The sequence below is a fragment of the Mycobacterium paragordonae genome (assembly GCF_003614435.1).
Classification (GTDB): Bacteria; Actinomycetota; Actinomycetes; order Mycobacteriales; family Mycobacteriaceae; genus Mycobacterium; species Mycobacterium paragordonae.
In genome coordinates, this window is record NZ_CP025546.1 from 3,492,126 (window position 1) to 3,507,540 (window position 15,415).

At 67.8% G+C, this 15,415-nt stretch carries 15 protein-coding genes; 4 read left to right on the forward strand and 11 right to left on the reverse strand.

What is annotated here, in order from left to right:
- Positions 1–21: 21 nt before the first annotated feature.
- Both C0J29_RS15840 and C0J29_RS15845 read left to right on the forward strand, forming a co-directional pair.
- Positions 22–1,521 (forward strand): acetyl-CoA acetyltransferase, encoded by a 1,500-nt coding sequence (locus C0J29_RS15840; protein WP_120792890.1) that lies wholly within the window; start codon positions 22–24, stop codon positions 1,519–1,521.
- An 87-nt stretch (positions 1,522–1,608) separates the two neighbouring features.
- Positions 1,609–3,693 (forward strand): Rossmann-fold NAD(P)-binding domain-containing protein, encoded by a 2,085-nt coding sequence (locus tag C0J29_RS15845; protein ID WP_120792891.1) that lies wholly within the window; start codon positions 1,609–1,611, stop codon positions 3,691–3,693.
- A gap of 3 nt (positions 3,694–3,696) precedes the next feature.
- On the opposite strand, the gene C0J29_RS15850 is transcribed toward C0J29_RS15845, so the two are convergent.
- The 7 genes from C0J29_RS15850 to lon form a co-directional block, all read right to left on the reverse strand.
- Positions 3,697–4,914, reverse strand: coding sequence for an NAD(P)/FAD-dependent oxidoreductase (locus C0J29_RS15850; RefSeq protein WP_120792892.1), 1,218 nt, complete (start codon positions 4,912–4,914; stop codon positions 3,697–3,699).
- 9 nt (positions 4,915–4,923) lie between these two features.
- A complete protein-coding gene (locus C0J29_RS15855; RefSeq protein ID WP_120792893.1) occupies positions 4,924–5,655 on the reverse strand; it encodes a DUF72 domain-containing protein in 732 nt (243 codons plus the stop codon).
- Between the two features lie 7 nt (positions 5,656–5,662).
- Complete coding sequence (locus tag C0J29_RS15860; RefSeq protein ID WP_120792894.1) at positions 5,663–6,298, reverse strand: HhH-GDP family DNA glycosylase; 636 nt, start codon at positions 6,296–6,298, stop codon at positions 5,663–5,665.
- 42 nt (positions 6,299–6,340) lie between these two features.
- Positions 6,341–6,670, reverse strand: a complete 330-nt coding sequence (locus tag C0J29_RS15865) for a TfoX/Sxy family protein (RefSeq protein ID WP_120792895.1) — start codon at positions 6,668–6,670, stop codon at positions 6,341–6,343.
- 7 nt (positions 6,671–6,677) lie between these two features.
- Positions 6,678–7,055, reverse strand: coding sequence for a nitroreductase family deazaflavin-dependent oxidoreductase (locus tag C0J29_RS15870; RefSeq protein WP_120792896.1), 378 nt, complete (start codon positions 7,053–7,055; stop codon positions 6,678–6,680).
- A gap of 72 nt (positions 7,056–7,127) precedes the next feature.
- Entirely contained in the window at positions 7,128–7,568 is a 441-nt protein-coding gene (locus tag C0J29_RS15875; RefSeq protein ID WP_120792897.1) for a hypothetical protein, read from the reverse strand.
- Positions 7,569–7,762: 194 nt separating this feature from the next.
- Positions 7,763–10,102, reverse strand: a complete 2,340-nt coding sequence (gene lon / locus C0J29_RS15880) for an endopeptidase La (RefSeq protein WP_120792898.1) — start codon at positions 10,100–10,102, stop codon at positions 7,763–7,765.
- 90 nt (positions 10,103–10,192) lie between these two features.
- On the opposite strand from lon, the gene C0J29_RS15885 reads away from it, so the two are divergent.
- Positions 10,193–11,320, forward strand: a complete 1,128-nt coding sequence (locus tag C0J29_RS15885; protein ID WP_162951482.1) for a phytanoyl-CoA dioxygenase family protein — start codon at positions 10,193–10,195, stop codon at positions 11,318–11,320.
- Here the strand turns inward: C0J29_RS15885 and C0J29_RS15890 are convergent.
- Entirely contained in the window at positions 11,289–12,521 is a 1,233-nt protein-coding gene (locus C0J29_RS15890) for an alpha-hydroxy acid oxidase (RefSeq protein ID WP_120792900.1), read from the reverse strand. The two genes, C0J29_RS15885 and C0J29_RS15890, sit on opposite strands and share 32 nt — an antisense overlap.
- A 33-nt stretch (positions 12,522–12,554) precedes the next feature.
- Between C0J29_RS15890 and C0J29_RS15895 the strand changes: the two genes are divergently transcribed.
- The gene (locus C0J29_RS15895) at positions 12,555–12,968 is read left to right on the forward strand and encodes a DUF1810 domain-containing protein (RefSeq protein ID WP_120792901.1); all 414 of its coding nucleotides are present in this window, start codon (positions 12,555–12,557) and stop codon (positions 12,966–12,968) included.
- On the opposite strand, the gene C0J29_RS15900 is transcribed toward C0J29_RS15895, so the two are convergent.
- Genes C0J29_RS15900 through C0J29_RS15910 form a run of 3 tightly spaced genes read right to left on the reverse strand, consistent with a single transcriptional unit; the run spans position 12,965 to position 15,384 of the window.
- Positions 12,965–14,242 (reverse strand): alpha-amylase family protein, encoded by a 1,278-nt coding sequence (locus tag C0J29_RS15900; protein WP_370530843.1) that lies wholly within the window; start codon positions 14,240–14,242, stop codon positions 12,965–12,967. The genes C0J29_RS15895 and C0J29_RS15900 overlap by 4 nt on opposite strands.
- 8 nt (positions 14,243–14,250) lie before the next feature.
- Positions 14,251–14,787, reverse strand: coding sequence for an alkyl hydroperoxide reductase (locus C0J29_RS15905; protein ID WP_065163057.1), 537 nt, complete (start codon positions 14,785–14,787; stop codon positions 14,251–14,253).
- Positions 14,788–14,796: 9 nt separating this feature from the next.
- Positions 14,797–15,384 carry a peroxiredoxin gene (locus C0J29_RS15910; RefSeq protein ID WP_065044263.1) on the reverse strand — a complete coding sequence of 196 codons (588 nt, stop codon included), beginning with the start codon at positions 15,382–15,384 and terminating at the stop codon, positions 14,797–14,799.
- Between the last annotated feature and the right edge of the window lie 31 nt (positions 15,385–15,415).

Consider the following 15,415-nt stretch of genomic DNA (forward strand, 5'->3'; position numbering starts at 1 on the left):
CGGCCGCGATAGGTTCGACGCATGCCCGTGGACCCCAGGACTCCGGTGCTGATCGGTTACGGCCAGGTCAACCACCGCGACGAACCCGACCCCAGCGAACCGTCCATCGAGCCGGTCGATCTGATGGTCACCGCTACCCGGAACGCCGCGGATGCCCGGGTCATCGAGGCCCTGCGGACTATCCCAGTCTCCATCCGGGTGGTGCACATGCTGTCAGCGCACTACCGCAACCCGGGGCTGCTGTTGGGCGAGCGCCTGGGCCTGGCCAAGTTCACCGCGAGCTACAGCAGCGTCGGTGGCAACACCCCGCAGTCGCTGGTCAACCAGGCCTGCCTGGACATCCAGCAGGGCCGCGCCGGCGTCGTGCTGATCTCGGCGGCCGAGACCTGGCGCACCCGCAACGCCCTGAAGAAGCAGGGTCGCCGGCTGGTGTGGACCGAGCAGGACAATTCCGTGCCGATGCCCGAGGTCGCGGGTGACGACGTGCCGATGGCCGGTGACGCCGAGATCAAGATCAAGCTGGACCGGCCGTCCTTCGTGTATCCGATGTTCGAACAGTCGCTGCGGATCGCCAATGGCGAGTCGGTGGCCGAGCACGGCAAGCGCGTCAGCGAGCTGTGGGCGCGGTTCAGCGCCGTCGCGGCGGACAACCCGCACGCGTGGATCCGCCGCCGCCACAGCGCCGAGGAGATCCGGGAAGCCAGCCCGCAGAACCGGATGATCAGCTGGCCCTATACCAAGCTGATGAACTCCAACAACATGGTCGACCAGGGCGCCTCGCTCATCCTGACGTCGGTCGAGCAGGCCCGGAAGCTGCAGGTGCCCGAGGAACGCTGGGTGTACCCGCAGGCCGGCACCGATGCCCACGACACGTCGGCGATCGCCGAGCGCGGCGAACTGCACCGCTCCCCGGCGATCCGGATCGGCGGGCGCACGGCCCTGGAACTGGCCGGCTTGACCGTCGACGACGTCGACTACGTGGACCTGTACTCGTGCTTCCCGTCGGCCGTCCAGGTCGCGGCGGCCGAACTCGGCCTGGCCACCGACGATCCGGCCCGCCCGCTCACCGTCACCGGCGGCCTCACCTTCGCCGGCGGACCGTGGAGCAACTACGTCACGCACTCCATCGCGACGATGGCCGAACTGCTCATCGCCAACCCGGGACGGCGGGGCCTGATCACCGCGAACGGCGGTTACCTGACCAAACACAGCTTCGGCATCTACAGCACCGAGCCCGGCAGCCACGAATTTCGTTGGGAGGACGTTCAATCCGCGGTGGATCGGGAACCCACCACCGTCGGTCTGGTGGACTGGGAAGGGACCGGAACCGTCGAATCGTGGACCACGCCGTTCGATCGGGACGGACAGCCGGAAAAAGCGTTCCTGGCCGTCCGCACGCCCGACGACGCGCGCGTCCTTGCGGTGATCACCGATCCCGCTGCCGCGGCTGACACCGTGCGCGACGACATCGCCGGGGCAAAGGTCGCCGTCGCCGCAGACGGCACCGCGAAACTGCACTGACCGGCCGGGTCACGGTACAGACTCAAAAATGCGCAACACGGTCGGGCGTGCTTATTGTCGTTGGCATACCCCGGGAGGTGACGCCACGTGCACGTGCTGCTGACCGACGCCGCAGGCACCGTCGGGCGGCTGGTCGCGCGCCAGCTGGTCGCCGCCGGCCACACGGTCAGCGGCATCGCCCCCTACCCGCACGACTACCTGGATCCGCACGTCGAATTCAAGTGCGCGCCGCTGGATGACCCGGTCCTGATGCAACTGGCCGCCGACGCCGACGCCGTGATCCACCTGGCCCCGGTCGACAGCGGCGCACCGGGTGGCGCAGGTATCACCGGAGTCGCGCACGTGGCGAATGCGGCGGCGCGCGCGGGGGCCCGGCTGCTGTTCGTGTCGCAGGCGGCCGGGCGGGCGGAGCTCTACCGTCCGGCCGAGACGCTGGTTTCCACCGGTTGGGCACCGAGCCTGGTCGTTCGCGTCGCACCGCTGCTCGGCCGGCAGCTGGACTGGATGACCTGCCGCACCGTGGCGACCCTGATGCGCGCCAAGGTATCCGCGCGCCCCATCAGGTTCTTGCACGTCGAGGACCTGGTCCGGTTCCTGGTCGGGGCGCTCGGCACCGACCGCTGCGGGGTCGTCGACCTGGCCACCCCGGACACCACCAACCTGATCACCGCGTGGCGGGTGCTGCGATCCGTCGACCCCAGAATGCGCCTGCACGGTGTCCGCGGCTGGGACAATCTTGTCCCGGATCTGGATATCAGTGCGGCACAAGAGGTTTGGAATTTCCAGTATGGCTGGCAAGCACTGGACGCGGTGGTAGACACCGGCCGGGGGCTGGCCGGCCGCAAGCTCGATCCCTGGGGCGCGACCACCGGAGCGGGGCAATTCCCGCTACCGGTGGAACCCCTGCCGCGTCCGGCCCCGGCCGACGAATCATTGCGCAGCGTCGCTCCCGAGGGGCTCGAGGGCGAGTTCGACGACCGCGTCGACCCGCGGTTCCCGGTCTTCAGCACCGCCAGCCTCGCCGATGCGCTGCCGGGGCCACTGACTCCGATCACGCTGGACGTGCAGTGCAGCGGCCTGCGCGCTGCCGGGCAGGCAATGGGACGGGTGTTGGCGCTGGGCGACGTGGTGGCCCAGGAGTGGGCGGAGCGGGCCATCGCGGTATTCGGCCACCGGCCCTATGTCGGGGTGTCGGCCAACATCGTGGCCGCCGCCCAATTGCCGGGCTGGGACGAGCATGCGGTGACCCGGCGCACGCTCGGTGCTGAGCCGCCGGCCGCGGAATTGCTACCGTTCGGGCGCCCCGAACTGGCCGGCGGTCCCCGTGGGTCGGTCGCCAAGGCGGTCGTGACGGCGCGATCGCTGGCGCTGCTGCGTCACCTGCGCGCCGACACGCAGGCCTATGTGGCTGCCGCGACCCGGGAACATCTCGATGCCGAGGCACTGGGCGCGCTACCGGACGCGGCTCTGGAAGTGCGAATCCGGTTGTTGCGCGACCGCATTCACCAGGGCTGGGTGCTGACCGGCCTGTGGGTGATCGACTCCGGAATCACGGCGGCGGCCCTGGAGCGCAGGGGAGCGGGCATCTCCGGGGTCGGCGTCATCATGGAAAGCGACCGCGTCGCGGCCGAAACCAAGGCGTTGACGGCGGTGCTGCGAGCCGACCCGCCGTTGTTGGCGCTGGCCGCCGAGGGCAACGTCGGCAGCATCCGGGCCTTGTCCCCGGCGGCCGCGGCCGCGCTGGACACCGCCGTCGCCGCCCTCGGCCACCGCGGCCGCGGGGAAGCCGAGCTGGCCAACCCGACGTTCGGCGACGAACCCGGACAACTGCTGGCGGTCGCCGCCGCGGCCGCCGCTGAACCCGAAGCGGCGCAGACCGCCGGCTCGCTGGCTCAGCGATTGGCCGACAGCGCCCGCAACTCCCGGGAGCTGGCCCACGACACCACCCTGCGGTTCACCCATGAGTTGCGAATGACGTTGCGTGAGTTGGGAACTCGTCGGGTTGCGGCGGATCTGATCGACACCGTGGACGACATGTGTTACCTGCTGTGTGATGAGCTCGTCGCCATGCCGGTCGATGCCCGGCTTCGGGTCAAGCGCCGGCGTGCCGAACGGGAACGCCTACAGGCCCAGCATCCGCCCGACATCATCGACCACAACTGGAACCCCTGAGCGTCAGCGCAACGGGGCGTTCGCGTCGGCCAGGCGCTCGGCATCGACCGGGGTCCCGGACCGGATCAGACCCTTGATGTCGTCGAGCACGTCCCAGACGTTGACGTTCATACCGGCCAGCACCCGATTGTCGTCATCGAGCCAGAACGCGACGAATTCCCGACCGCTGACGTCCCCGCGGAACACTACGTGCTCGGAGCCGGACGCATGCCCGGCGTATTCCATGCCGAGGTCGTACTGGTCGGTGAAGAAATAGGGCAGCTCGTCGTATTCGCCCGGGTTGCCGAGCATTCCGGCGACCGCCACGGCGGGTTGCTTGAGCGCGTTGGCCCAATGCTCGGTGCGGATCCGCACACCGAAGAACGGATGCTGCGCGGCGGCGATGTCGCCGACGGCGAAGACATCCGGAACGCTGGTGCACAGCGACGCATCGACCGCCACCCCGCCGTCGGCCATTTCCAGCCCGGCCTGTTCGGCCAACTCGACATTGGGTTTGGCGCCCACCGCGACCAGCACCGCGTCGGCGGTGACGCTGGAGCCACCGGCCAGCGCCAGGCCGGTGGCCTGACCGTCCTCGACGGTGATCTGCTCGACCTGGGTTTCCAGCCGCAACTGCACCCCGTGGTCGCGGTGCAGATCGGCGAACACCGCACCGACCCGCTCGCCCAACGCCCCCAACAGCGGCTGCACCGCGGATTCCACAACGGTGACGTCCACGCCGCGCTGCCGTGCGCCGGCCGCCACCTCCAGGCCGATCCAGCCGGCACCCACCACCGCGAGCGAAGATCCCTCGGCGAGAACCGAATTCAGCGAAACGGCGTCCCGGTAGGTGCGCAGATAGTGCACTCCGCCGGCGTCACAGCCGGGAATCGGAGGGCGTCGCGACACCGATCCGGTTGCCAGCAGCAGCTTGTCGTAACGCAGCGTCGCACCGTCGTCGAAACCGACCGTGTGCGCGGCGGTGTCCAGCGAGTCCACCCGGGTGTTGAGCCTAAGGTCGACGCGTCGCTCCCGGTACCAGTCCGAGTTCTGCACGGTGAAATCGTGCAGCGACTTGGCCCCTGCCAGATAGTCTTTCGACAGCGGCGGCCGCTCGTAGGGCAGGAATTCCTCGTCGGCGAACAACGCGATCTGCCCGTCGAAATCACTGTCCCGCAGGGCCTCTGCCGCTTTCGCCGCGGCGAGCCCACCGCCGACGATGACGAACGTTGTCGAGCTCATGGTCACTCCTCACCTATTGTCGAGAATCTCCTTCAGCGACAGTGCGTTTCGCACCGCGTGCCCGCCCAGGTCATTGTTGAAGTACATCCATACGTCGCGGGATTGCGCGGTCCACTCGGCGATGCGCTCGGCCCAACACCGCAACTCGTCCACGGGATACGAACCGGCGTACATGCTGTCCTGGCCAGGTCCGTGCATCCGGACGTACACCAGGTCGGTCGTGGCGCGGGGGATGCACGTCAGGCCGGGACCGCTCATCACCACGTACGCGGCGCGGTGCCGCTCGAGCAACTCGAAAACCGCGGGGTCGTTCCAGGACGGGTGCCGCAACTCGACCGCGGTCCGGATGGCGGCCGGCAACAGGCTCAGGAACGAGTCGAGCCGGGCGTCGTCGCGCTGCTGGTCCGGATGCAGTTGCACCAGCAACACGCCGCGCCGGTCGCCGAGCAGCTGCCAGCAGCGCTCGAACCGCTCTACCCAGGGACCCGCGGTGGCGAGCCGGCGATAGTGGGTGAGACCCCGATGTGCCTTGACCGACATGGTGAAGCCGGGCGGCAGCTGATCACGCCAGCCGGCGAACGTCGAATCCTTGGGCCAGCGATAGAAACTGGCGTTCAACTCGACCGTGTCGAAGACCTCGACATACCGGTGCAAGCGCCGCGCGGAGGGCAGGCCCACCGGATAGAGCCCGCCCGCCCAGTGGTCGTAGGACCACCCGGAAGTGCCGATCCCCACGGTCATCGGTCCGTCAACCGGTTACTCGCAGGCCCACCTGGTCATCCAGCGAGGCACGCACCAGCGCCGCCGCCAGCCGGGCGTTGCTGCGCGGCGCGAAGGCCGAAAGTTTGGCCGGGTCGGCGGGAAGCTGCAGCTCTTTCGCGGCGGCGGTGGCCCGATCGTCGAAGTGTGGGCGCACCCAGGTCCAGACGTCTTGCACCTCGCGCAAGAAGATATCCGCGCCAGTGTCACCAATGCCCTTGAATTGCTTGAGCATTCGGGCCGCCTGCGGTGGGTTGTAGTCACTGCGGTCAGCGATTCGGCGCAGGTCGCCGCCGAACTCGTCGCGCACGTGCTCGGCGATATCGCGCAGTCTGGTGGCGGAGCTTTCGTCGTAGCGCACGTAGTGGGCGCGACCGAACGCCTCGATCACGGTGCGCCGGTCGGCGGCCAGTACGGCTTTCGGGGTGCGCAGACCCGCGGTGAAAAGTTCCTTCGCAGCCCGGGTCGCAATCTCGGCGTCAATGGGTTTGCTGGCCAGCATGCACAGCACCAACAGCTGGAACAGTGGCATCGGCTTGTCGGCGAGCCGGATCCCGGCCTGCTCCGCGTAGGTGGTGCCGGCGACCTTGAGCAGCCGTGCTACCCGCTGCTCTGCAGCATCCATAGCGGCGGCGTACCCGCATCGGCTACGGGCAAACGCACGCTGTCACTTGGGCGGCAGGCTGCGCGCATAGTCGGCTCCGCGGTTCACCCAAGTGCGAAGCTGGCGTTGGGTTTTCACGCCTTCGGCGGCAACACGGAGCCAGCCGCGGGTTTCCCGTCCGGCCATCACCATGGGGCTGACGTGCGCGTGCCCGAGCAGCCTGTCGGTGTCTTCCCGCGGCACCCGAACCAGCAGACCACCCTGACCGCTGACGGCCACCGCCATGTTGCCGCCGATCAGGAACGCCAGCCCACCGAACATCTGCATCTCGTCGGTCGGCTCGGGGGCCAGCAGTTCGCGGATCCGATTGGCGAGGTCGGTGTCGTAGCCCACGGCCGCGTCAGTCCAGATCCACTCGAATGGTCAGCAGCTCGGTGCCCATCAGCCGCACGACGGCACTGTTGAGCCGAGGCAGATTTCCCAACCGCCGGAAGGGGTCGTCCGCGGGCAGCAGGTGGGCGGTACCGGCGCGCCATTCGCCGTTGATGCGCACCCGGACGGCCGGGTTGGCCTTGAGATTGCGCACGTAGTCCGAATGTTCACCGTGTTCGGAGACCATCCAGAACTGGTTGTCCACCAGGGCGCCACCCACCGCGGTGAGCCGGGGCTGACCCGACTTGCGTCCTGTCGTCTCCAGCATGGTGACCGGCAACTTGCGGCCCAGCGGATTGACGACCAGCCGCTGTACCCGGTGCACGAACTGACGTTTCAGACTCACATCGGTGATCTTGCCACCCCGCAGACGAGAACGGCCGCCCCCGGTGGAGGCGGCCGTCTCGTTGCAGGGGCTCTAGGTGTTGATGGCGACGAAACCAGTGGTGGTGTAGACGCCCCACGCGCCCACCTCGGCGTTGAACACGACGGGCAGCGCGACATCGGTGCCCGGCGCAATCCAGGTGGCGGGAAGGCCGTACCGGCCGGGGTCGTTGTAGTGCCCCGGCGGCGGGAATCCGTTCTGCCCGGGAGGAAGCGGGCTGCCCGGGCCGTTGCAGTTGACACCCGGTCCGCCGCTACAGATCGGCTGGCCCGGGATGTAGCCCGGTCCCGGCTCCTGGCCAGGCACGTTCTGCCCCGGCACGTTGGGTCCGGGGATGTTCGGGCCAGGCACGTTGGGTCCGGGTCCACCCGGTCCGGACGGATCGGCCTGCGCGAAACCGGCGCCGATTCCGAGGGCGGCCGATCCGAGAGCGCCGGTCATCGCGGCGGTAGCTGCAATCTTGCTGAACTTCATGAGAACTCCTTGTCGAGCGGTGAGACTGCCACGCGGGCAGCGCAACAGACGTTGACGTGTTGTTCTGTTGTTTCCCCCGCCGCTTGAGTTACCCGCCGCCCGACCGCGAAAACCTGTGTGCCCGGATTTTTTTCAGCAACCTTCCAGCTACTTGACAGACTTCGCCGGGCAGCCCGGAAGCTGCCCGGCGGGTCTCAGGCTGCGACCGTGGCCTCCTGCGCCGCCGGTTCCAGGGCCTGGGCGACGATCTCCGCGACATCCGTCATCGGTTTCACGGTCAGCGCGCCGAGGACTTCGGCGGGCACATCGTCCAGATCGGGCTCGTTTCGCGCCGGGATGAAGACCGTCGAGAGCCCAGCGCGCTGCGCGGCAAGCAGCTTCTGCTTGACGCCGCCGATCGGTAGCACCCGGCCGTTCAGCGTGACCTCACCGGTCATGCCGACATCCGAGCGGACCTGCCGTCCGGTGGCCATCGAGACCAGGGCGGTCACCATGGTCACCCCGGCGGACGGCCCGTCTTTGGGCACCGCGCCGGCCGGCACGTGCACGTGGATGCGCCGGTCCAGCACCTTCGGGTCCACACCCAGCTCGTTGGCGTGCGAGCGCACGTAGGACAGCGCGATCTGCGCCGACTCCTTCATCACGTCACCCAACTGACCGGTCAGCTGCAATCCCGGCTCCCCGTCGGTGCTTCCGGCTTCGATGTAGAGCACGTCCCCACCCAGACCGGTGACGGCCAGGCCGGTAGCCACGCCCGGCACCGCCGTGCGTTCGGCCGATTCCGGCGTGAAGCGCGGACGGCCCAAGTAGCCGACCAGGTCGGGTTCGTCGACCGTGATCGACGAATTGTCCTGCGCGAGCTTGGTGGTCACCTTGCGCAACGCCTTGGCCAATAGCCTTTCGAACTGCCGCACCCCGGGTTCCCGTGTGTAGTCCGCCGCGATCTTGCGCAGCGCGGCGTCGGTGACCGTGACCTCGTCCTCGGTCAGTGCCGCCCGTTCCCGCTGCCGGGGCAGCAGGTAGTCGCGGGCGATGGCGACCTTGTCGTCCTCGGTGTAGCCGTCGATCTGCACCAGCTCCATGCGGTCCAGCAGCGCCGACGGGATGTTCTCGATCACGTTGGCGGTGGCCAGGAACACGACGTCGGACAGGTCCAGATCCAGGTCCAGGTAATGGTCGCGGAAGGTGTGGTTCTGCGCCGGGTCGAGCACCTCGAGCAGCGCCGCACTCGGGTCACCCCGGTAATCGGAGCCGACCTTGTCGATCTCGTCCAGCAGCACAACGGGATTCATCGAACCCGCTTCACCGATGGCCCGCACGATGCGGCCCGGCAGCGCGCCCACATAGGTGCGCCGGTGGCCGCGAATCTCGGCCTCGTCACGCACGCCACCGAGGGCGACGCGGACGAACTTGCGGCCCAGAGCACGGGCCACGCTCTCGCCCAGCGACGTCTTACCGACCCCGGGGGGACCGGCCAGCACCATCACCGCGCCGGAGCCGCGGCCACCCACCAGCTGCAGACCGCGTTGCGCACGGCGGGTCCGCACGGCCAGGTATTCGACGATGCGGTCCTTGACGTCGTCCAGTCCGTGGTGATCGGCGTCCAGGATGGCCCGCGCGCCGGTCAGGTCCGTCGAGTCCTCGGTCCGGACGTTCCACGGCAGGTCGAGCACGGTGTCCAACCAGGTGCGGATCCAGCCGCTTTCCGGGCTCTGGTCGCTGGAACGTTCCAGCTTGCCGACCTCGCGCAGCGCGGCTTCCCGCACCTTCTCGGGCAGCTCGGCCGCCTTGACCCGCGCCCGATAGTCCGCTACCCCTCCTGGTCCGTCGGCTCCCTCCTCGCCGAGTTCCTTGCGGATTGCGGCCAATTGCTGGCGCAGCAGGAATTCCTTCTGCGTCTTCTCCATGCCTTCGCGGACGTCTTCGGCGATCTTGTCGTTGACCTCGGTCTCGGCCAGGTGCTCGCCGGTCCACTCGATCAGCACGCGCAGTCGCTCGGCCACATCCACCGTTTCCAGCAACTGCCGCTTCTGCATGTCGCTGAGGTATGAGGCGTATCCCGAGGTGTCCGCCAGCGCGGACGGGTCGGTCAGGCTGTTGACGTAGTCGACGATTTGCCAGGCCTCGCGCCGCTGCAGGATGGCCAGCAGCACCTTCTTGTACTCCGCTGCCAGCGCCTTGATCTCGTCGGTCACCTCGGCCTCGGGGACCTCGGTCACCTCGACCCACAACGCGGCGCCCGGGCCGGAAGCGCCGGCACCGATCTGCGCACGGTTCTCACCCCGCACGACGGCGGCGCTGCCCCCTCCGGGCATGCGTCCCACCTGCAAGATCTTCGCGATCACACCGTGCGAGGGGTACCGGTCGTCCAGCCGGGGCGCGATCAGCAACTGCCCTGAATCGCTTGCCCGCGCGGCATCGATTGCCGCTTGTGCGGCCTGCGAGCTCGAGTCCAGTGCGATCGGCACCACCATGCCGGGCAACACGATGGTGTCGGTAACGAACAGCACGGGAACCGATTTGGCTTCAGCCATCAATCCTCCAAAAGTTGAGTCTGCTTCGCTAAACCCAGCCGGGCGCCGATTTGTTCCGAATGCGGGGCCGCGCCGCGCGATAATCGGGTGGTGCCGCTCACACCCCCCGCCCTCGACCCGGAAATCCTGCGGGCCGCGGCCATCGACCTCGGCCCCACGGCCGCGGTCACCTTCCTGGTCGACGATGACGCGGTCACCTACGCCGTCGACGGTGCAACGATCCGCGTGGACGGCGGCCGCACCGACTCAGCTGTCGTGGTGCGCCTGTCCCGGCAGGCCTGGGGCGACCTGGTGGGCCAGATACGCACCGCCATCAACCTGCTGCTCAGCAACGAACTCGCCTTCGAGCGGGGAGGATTCGAGCAGCTGGCCGACTGGGATCCGATCCTGCGATATCTGCATGCCGGCATACCTCCCTACGACCCTTCCCGAGCCGACTTTGCCGGCCGCGACCCGGCCGCCACGTTCACCCTCGATACCGACGACGCCGAACTGGCCTCTCAGCTGCAGACCATGGGCTACCTGCACGTCCGCTCCGTGTTCACAGCCGAGGAGATGCGGGCGGCTAACCGCGAGATCGACCGGCTTGCGGCCCGGGCGCGCCCGGGGGACGACGAGTCCTGGTGGGTCACCACCGACGACGGTGCCCAAGCGTTGTGCCGGTTGGTTTACGCAACGTTGCGCTCGCCGGTACTCGCCGCCCTGGAAAGCGATCCGCGGGTGCGCAGGCTCGGCACCCTGCTCGACCCCGCCCTGCGCGCGGCCCCGGACCGGATGGAGGGCAGCGCGGTGCTGCTCAAGGTGCCGGGAAAGACGACCGGGCTGTCCAACATTCCCTGGCACCAGGACTGCGGAATGGGTGGCCACGCCATCATGTGCCCGGCGGTCACCGTCGGTATCCAGCTCACCGGATCGGACCCCTCGAGCGGCAACTTGCAGGTCGTGCCCGGCAGCCATGGTCAGGCCGTCCACTACCGGTGGGAACAACGGCTCGACGGGGTACCGGTCGTGAGCATCGACACCGCGCCGGGCGACGTCACCGTGCATGTCCAGGACTTGATGCACGCCTCACCGGAGCCGACCGACGCCGGCGGGCGGCGCACCATGTACGTCACGCACTATCCACCGCGCCTGTTCGATTACGTGGGGCCGGGTCAGGCCTTCAACGACCTGGTGCGCAACCGCGTCATCGCGGCTCCAGCCGCCTCAGCTGAGTGACGTGCCTGGGCGAAAGCTCTTGCAAGGACGTCACACCCAGTAACGCCATGGTCCGCGTGACACCGCTCTGCAGGACCTCGATCGCGCGCCGGACACCCGCCTCACCACCGGCCATCAGCCCGTAGAGGTAGGCACGCCCAACCAGAGTGCAGCGCGCCCCGAGGGCGATCGCGGCGACGATGTCGGCGCCGGACATGATGCCGGTGTCCATCAGTATCTCGGTGTCGTTGCCCAGCTCCCGGGCCACCACGGGCAACAGATGGAACGGCACCGGCGCCCGATCGAGTTGGCGCCCACCATGATTCGACAAGACGATCCCGTCCACACCCCGCTCGACGACGGCCCGGGCGTCGTCCAGCGTCTGAATGCCTTTGACGACAAGCTTGCCCGGCCACCGCGACTTGATCCAGGCCAGGTCGTCGAAGGTGACGCTCGGGTCGAACATGGTGTTCAGGTACTCGCCCACGGTGCCCGACCAGCGGTCGAGGGACGCGAACGACAGCGGTTCGGTGGTCAGCAGGTCGAACCACCACTGCGGGTGGGGCACCGCGTCGAGCACGGTGCGCAGCGTCAGCGCCGGCGGGATAGCCATGCCGTTGCGCACATCGCGCAGCCGGGCGCCGGCCACCGGAACGTCGACCGTCACCAGCATGGTGTCGAAGCCTGCGTCGGCGGCCCGCTGGACCAGTTCCATCGAGCGCTCTCGATCACGCCACATGTAGAGCTGAAACCACTTGCGGCCCTGCGGTGCGGCGGCCACCAGGTCTTCGATCGCGGTAGTCCCCAGCGTGGACAACGAGAACGGAATGCCGACGGAGGCCGCGGCTCGCGCCCCGGCGATCTCACCCTCGGTGTGCATCAAGCGGGTGAATCCGGTCGGTGCGATCGCGAACGGCAGGGCCACCGGCCGGCCCAGGACGTCCCATCCGGGCGTCACAGTAGTGACGTCGCGCAGGATGGTCGGATGAAACTCTATGTCGCGGAACGCTTGTCGAGCCCGCGCGATGGACAGCTCATCCTCGGCGGCGCCGTCGGTGTAGTCGAAGGCCGCCTTCGGGGTGCGCCGCTTGGCGATGCGGCGCAGGTCCTCGATGGTGAGCGCGGCATCCAGGCGCCGTTTGGTGCGGTCCAGCTGCGGCTTCTTGAACTGCAGCAGCGGCGCCAGATCGCGAACTTTGGGCACCTGCCGCCTGACCGCCATCAGTTCATCTAACCAGTGTGCGACGGTGGAGAGATGTCTGACTTGCAGCGCTTTGTGGATGCGCAGGACCGGGTGTACGACAGCGTGCTCGACGAATTGCGGGCCGCACGCAAACGCAGCCACTGGATGTGGTTCGTGTTTCCGCAGATTCGTGGACTCGGCAATAGCCCGACCGCGCAGCAGTACGCGATCGCCGACCTGGAGGAGGCCCGCGCCTATCTGGACCATCCGGTGCTGGGGCCGCGCCTGCGCGAATGCGTCGCACTGGTGAACGAGATCCACGGCCGCTCCGCCGAACAAATTTTCGGCTGGCCCGATGATCTCAAGCTGCGTTCGTCGGTGACGTTGTTCGCCAACGCCACCGACGACAACCACGACTTCCTGGCGTTGCTGGACAAGTACTACGGCGGCGAGCCGGACCCGCTGACCGTCGAGCGGCTGGGCTAGGGACTCAGAATCCGCCAGCCGTGCGGTTCGATGACGACGTGGTCGACGACCTCATCCGGAGGCGCCGTCGAGCCGGCGATCAGGCGGGCGCGCGGCGTGCCGAGCTTTGGCAGCGACAGACGCAGTGGCTCGTCGTCGATGTTGAGGGCGACCAGCAGCGCGTCTTGGCCGCTGCGGGTTTCGTAGACATAGTGCTTGTTTTCCAGTCGCACGGCGCTGGTTGTCGCCCGGTGCAACCACGGGTGGCGCCGACGCAACCCGACCAGGTACTGGTACAACGCCCAGACCTGTGCTCCGGATTCGTCCAACGAGATTGGGGGTGAAGGGAACTCGGGGCGCACCGCGTCGTCGCCGCCATACCGTTCTTCCTTGACCCCGCGGAAGCCGAACTCGTCGCCGGCGTAGATACTGGGCACACCACCGATCGTCAGCAGAAGCACCAGCGAGTGCGCCGGATGGGCGGGGTTCTCGAGGCGGCTGGCGATCCGGGTGACGTCGTGATTGCCGATGAACGTCTGCGGCACAAAGGTTTCCAGAAATGCGTTATGCCGTTGCAGCGCGTGGTCCAGCTCGAAGAAATTGCCGTCGTTCAGGCTGCTCCAGATGGCCTTCCACAGCTCGTACTGGGTGGCCGAGTCGAACCGCGCCGATTCGACGACGGCGGCGTAGTCGCCGTGGATCAACTCACCGACGAACCACGCGTCAGCGTGGCGGTCGCGGACCCGGGGCAGCACCTCGGCCCAGAATCGTTGCGGCACGGTATAAGCCGCATCAAGCCGCCAGCCGTCGGCGCCCCGGTCCAACCAGTGCGACATCACGTCGGTGACGTAGTCGGCGACCCCCGGGTCCTGGTGGTTGAGGGTGATCAGCTCCGCGTGGCCTTCGAAGGTGTCGCCGCTGAACCAGTGTGCCGATTCCGGGTCGCCGTAGCGCGCGAAGTCGGCGCCGACGTGATTGAAGACGCCGTCCAGCAGCACGCGCAGGCCCCGTTTACGCGCTTGCTCGATGAGATGGTCGAAGTCGGCGTCGTCACCGAGGCGCGGGTCGATCCGGAAGTGATCGGTGGTGTCGTAGCCGTGGGTGCGCGAGTGAAAGATCGGCCCTAGTGCGACGCCGGATGCGCCCAGCGCGATGGCGTGGTCGAACCAGTCGACGAGCCGGCGTAGCCGGTGTTCCCCCGGGTCCGGCGGGGCTTCCGAAGGGAAGGCCCCGACGAAGCCCAGGGGATACACCTGCCACCAGATCGAGTGCTCGATCCAGGAGGGTCCGCTCACCTTGGGGATCAGCCGACCGCCGCCAGTGTCTGGGCCGCGCTGATTGCCTGTGCCACACCGGAAACGATAGCTGCCACCTTCAGCGCCTCCAGAATGGCCTCGCGGCCCACTCCCGACTCGCGCAGGGTGTGCTCGTGGGCCACCACGCAGTGGCCGCAGCCGTTGATCGAGGACACGGCGAAGCTCCAGAGCTCGAAGTTCGCTTTGTCCACACCGGGATTGGCGATGATGTTCATCCGCAGCCCGGCCCGCAGGTCGTCGTAGGCGCCTTCCAGGAAGCCGCGGCCCCGGTAGAAGACGTTGTTCATTCCCATGATGGACGCGGCTCCCAGCGCGGCGTTGTAGGCCTGCTCCGAGAGGATGTCGGCCGCTTCGGCGCCGATCTCACCCAGCACCTGGGCGTTGCGGGTCGCCGCGGCGCACGCCAGCAGGGTGCCCCACAACTGCTCTTCGTTCAGCGCCGTGGTGCGGGTGATCGAGCCGAGGTTGAGCTTGAGGTCCTTGGCGTATTCCGGCAGGGCGGCTTTGAGATTCTCGATGCTCATCAGGCCTCCTTACGCCGAAGCCTTCAACAACTCGCCGGCGTCGATCGTCGGGTCACCCTTGCGCCAGTTGCACGCGCACAGCTCGTCGGATTGCAGGGCATCCAGCACCCGCAGCACCTCGTCGACGTTACGCCCCACGGATCCGGCGGTGGCAGAGACGAATTGGATTTCGTTGTTCGGATCGACGATGAAGGTGACGCGGTCGGCGACTCCGTCAGCGTTGAGCACCCCGGTGGCCTGCGAGAGTTCCCGCTTGATGTCGGACAACATCGGGAAGGGCAGCTTCTTGAGATCCTCGTGCTGCGCCCGCCACTGGAAGTGGACGAACTCGCTGTCGATCGAGACACCCAGCACCTGCGCGTCGCGGTCCTCGAACTCGTCGTTCAGCTTGCCGAAGGCGGCGATCTCGGTGGGGCACACGAAGGTGAAGTCCTTGGGCCAGAAGAACACGATGCGCCACTTGCCCGGGTGGTCGTCACTGGTGATGGTGGTGAAGTAGTCGCCCGGCTGCTGCGCGTCGACCTGGGACAGGTCGCCGCCGATCAAAGCGGTCAGCTGGTATGCCGGGAATTGCTGGCCAATCGTCAACAAAGACATATCGCTCCTTATCTGGATTCATTCAAGATTA

Excerpts from the sequence above, each read along its gene's own strand:
- C0J29_RS15895 (WP_120792901.1), top strand. The coding sequence starts at position 12,555 with ATGTCTGACTTGCAGCGCTTTGTGGATGCGCAGGACCGGGTGTACGAC.
- C0J29_RS15850 (WP_120792892.1), bottom strand. The coding sequence starts at position 4,914 with ATGAGCTCGACAACGTTCGTCATCGTCGGCGGTGGGCTCGCCGCGGCG.
- C0J29_RS15855 (WP_120792893.1), bottom strand. The coding sequence starts at position 5,655 with ATGACCGTGGGGATCGGCACTTCCGGGTGGTCCTACGACCACTGGGCG.
- lon (WP_120792898.1), bottom strand. The coding sequence starts at position 10,102 with ATGGCTGAAGCCAAATCGGTTCCCGTGCTGTTCGTTACCGACACCATC.
- C0J29_RS15905 (WP_065163057.1), bottom strand. The coding sequence starts at position 14,787 with ATGAGCATCGAGAATCTCAAAGCCGCCCTGCCGGAATACGCCAAGGAC.
- C0J29_RS15860 (WP_120792894.1), bottom strand. The coding sequence starts at position 6,298 with ATGGATGCTGCAGAGCAGCGGGTAGCACGGCTGCTCAAGGTCGCCGGC.
- C0J29_RS15875 (WP_120792897.1), bottom strand. The coding sequence starts at position 7,568 with ATGAAGTTCAGCAAGATTGCAGCTACCGCCGCGATGACCGGCGCTCTC.
- C0J29_RS15910 (WP_065044263.1), bottom strand. The coding sequence starts at position 15,384 with ATGTCTTTGTTGACGATTGGCCAGCAATTCCCGGCATACCAGCTGACC.
- C0J29_RS15890 (WP_120792900.1), bottom strand. The coding sequence starts at position 12,521 with ATGGCGGTCAGGCGGCAGGTGCCCAAAGTTCGCGATCTGGCGCCGCTG.
- C0J29_RS15840 (WP_120792890.1), top strand. The coding sequence starts at position 22 with ATGCCCGTGGACCCCAGGACTCCGGTGCTGATCGGTTACGGCCAGGTC.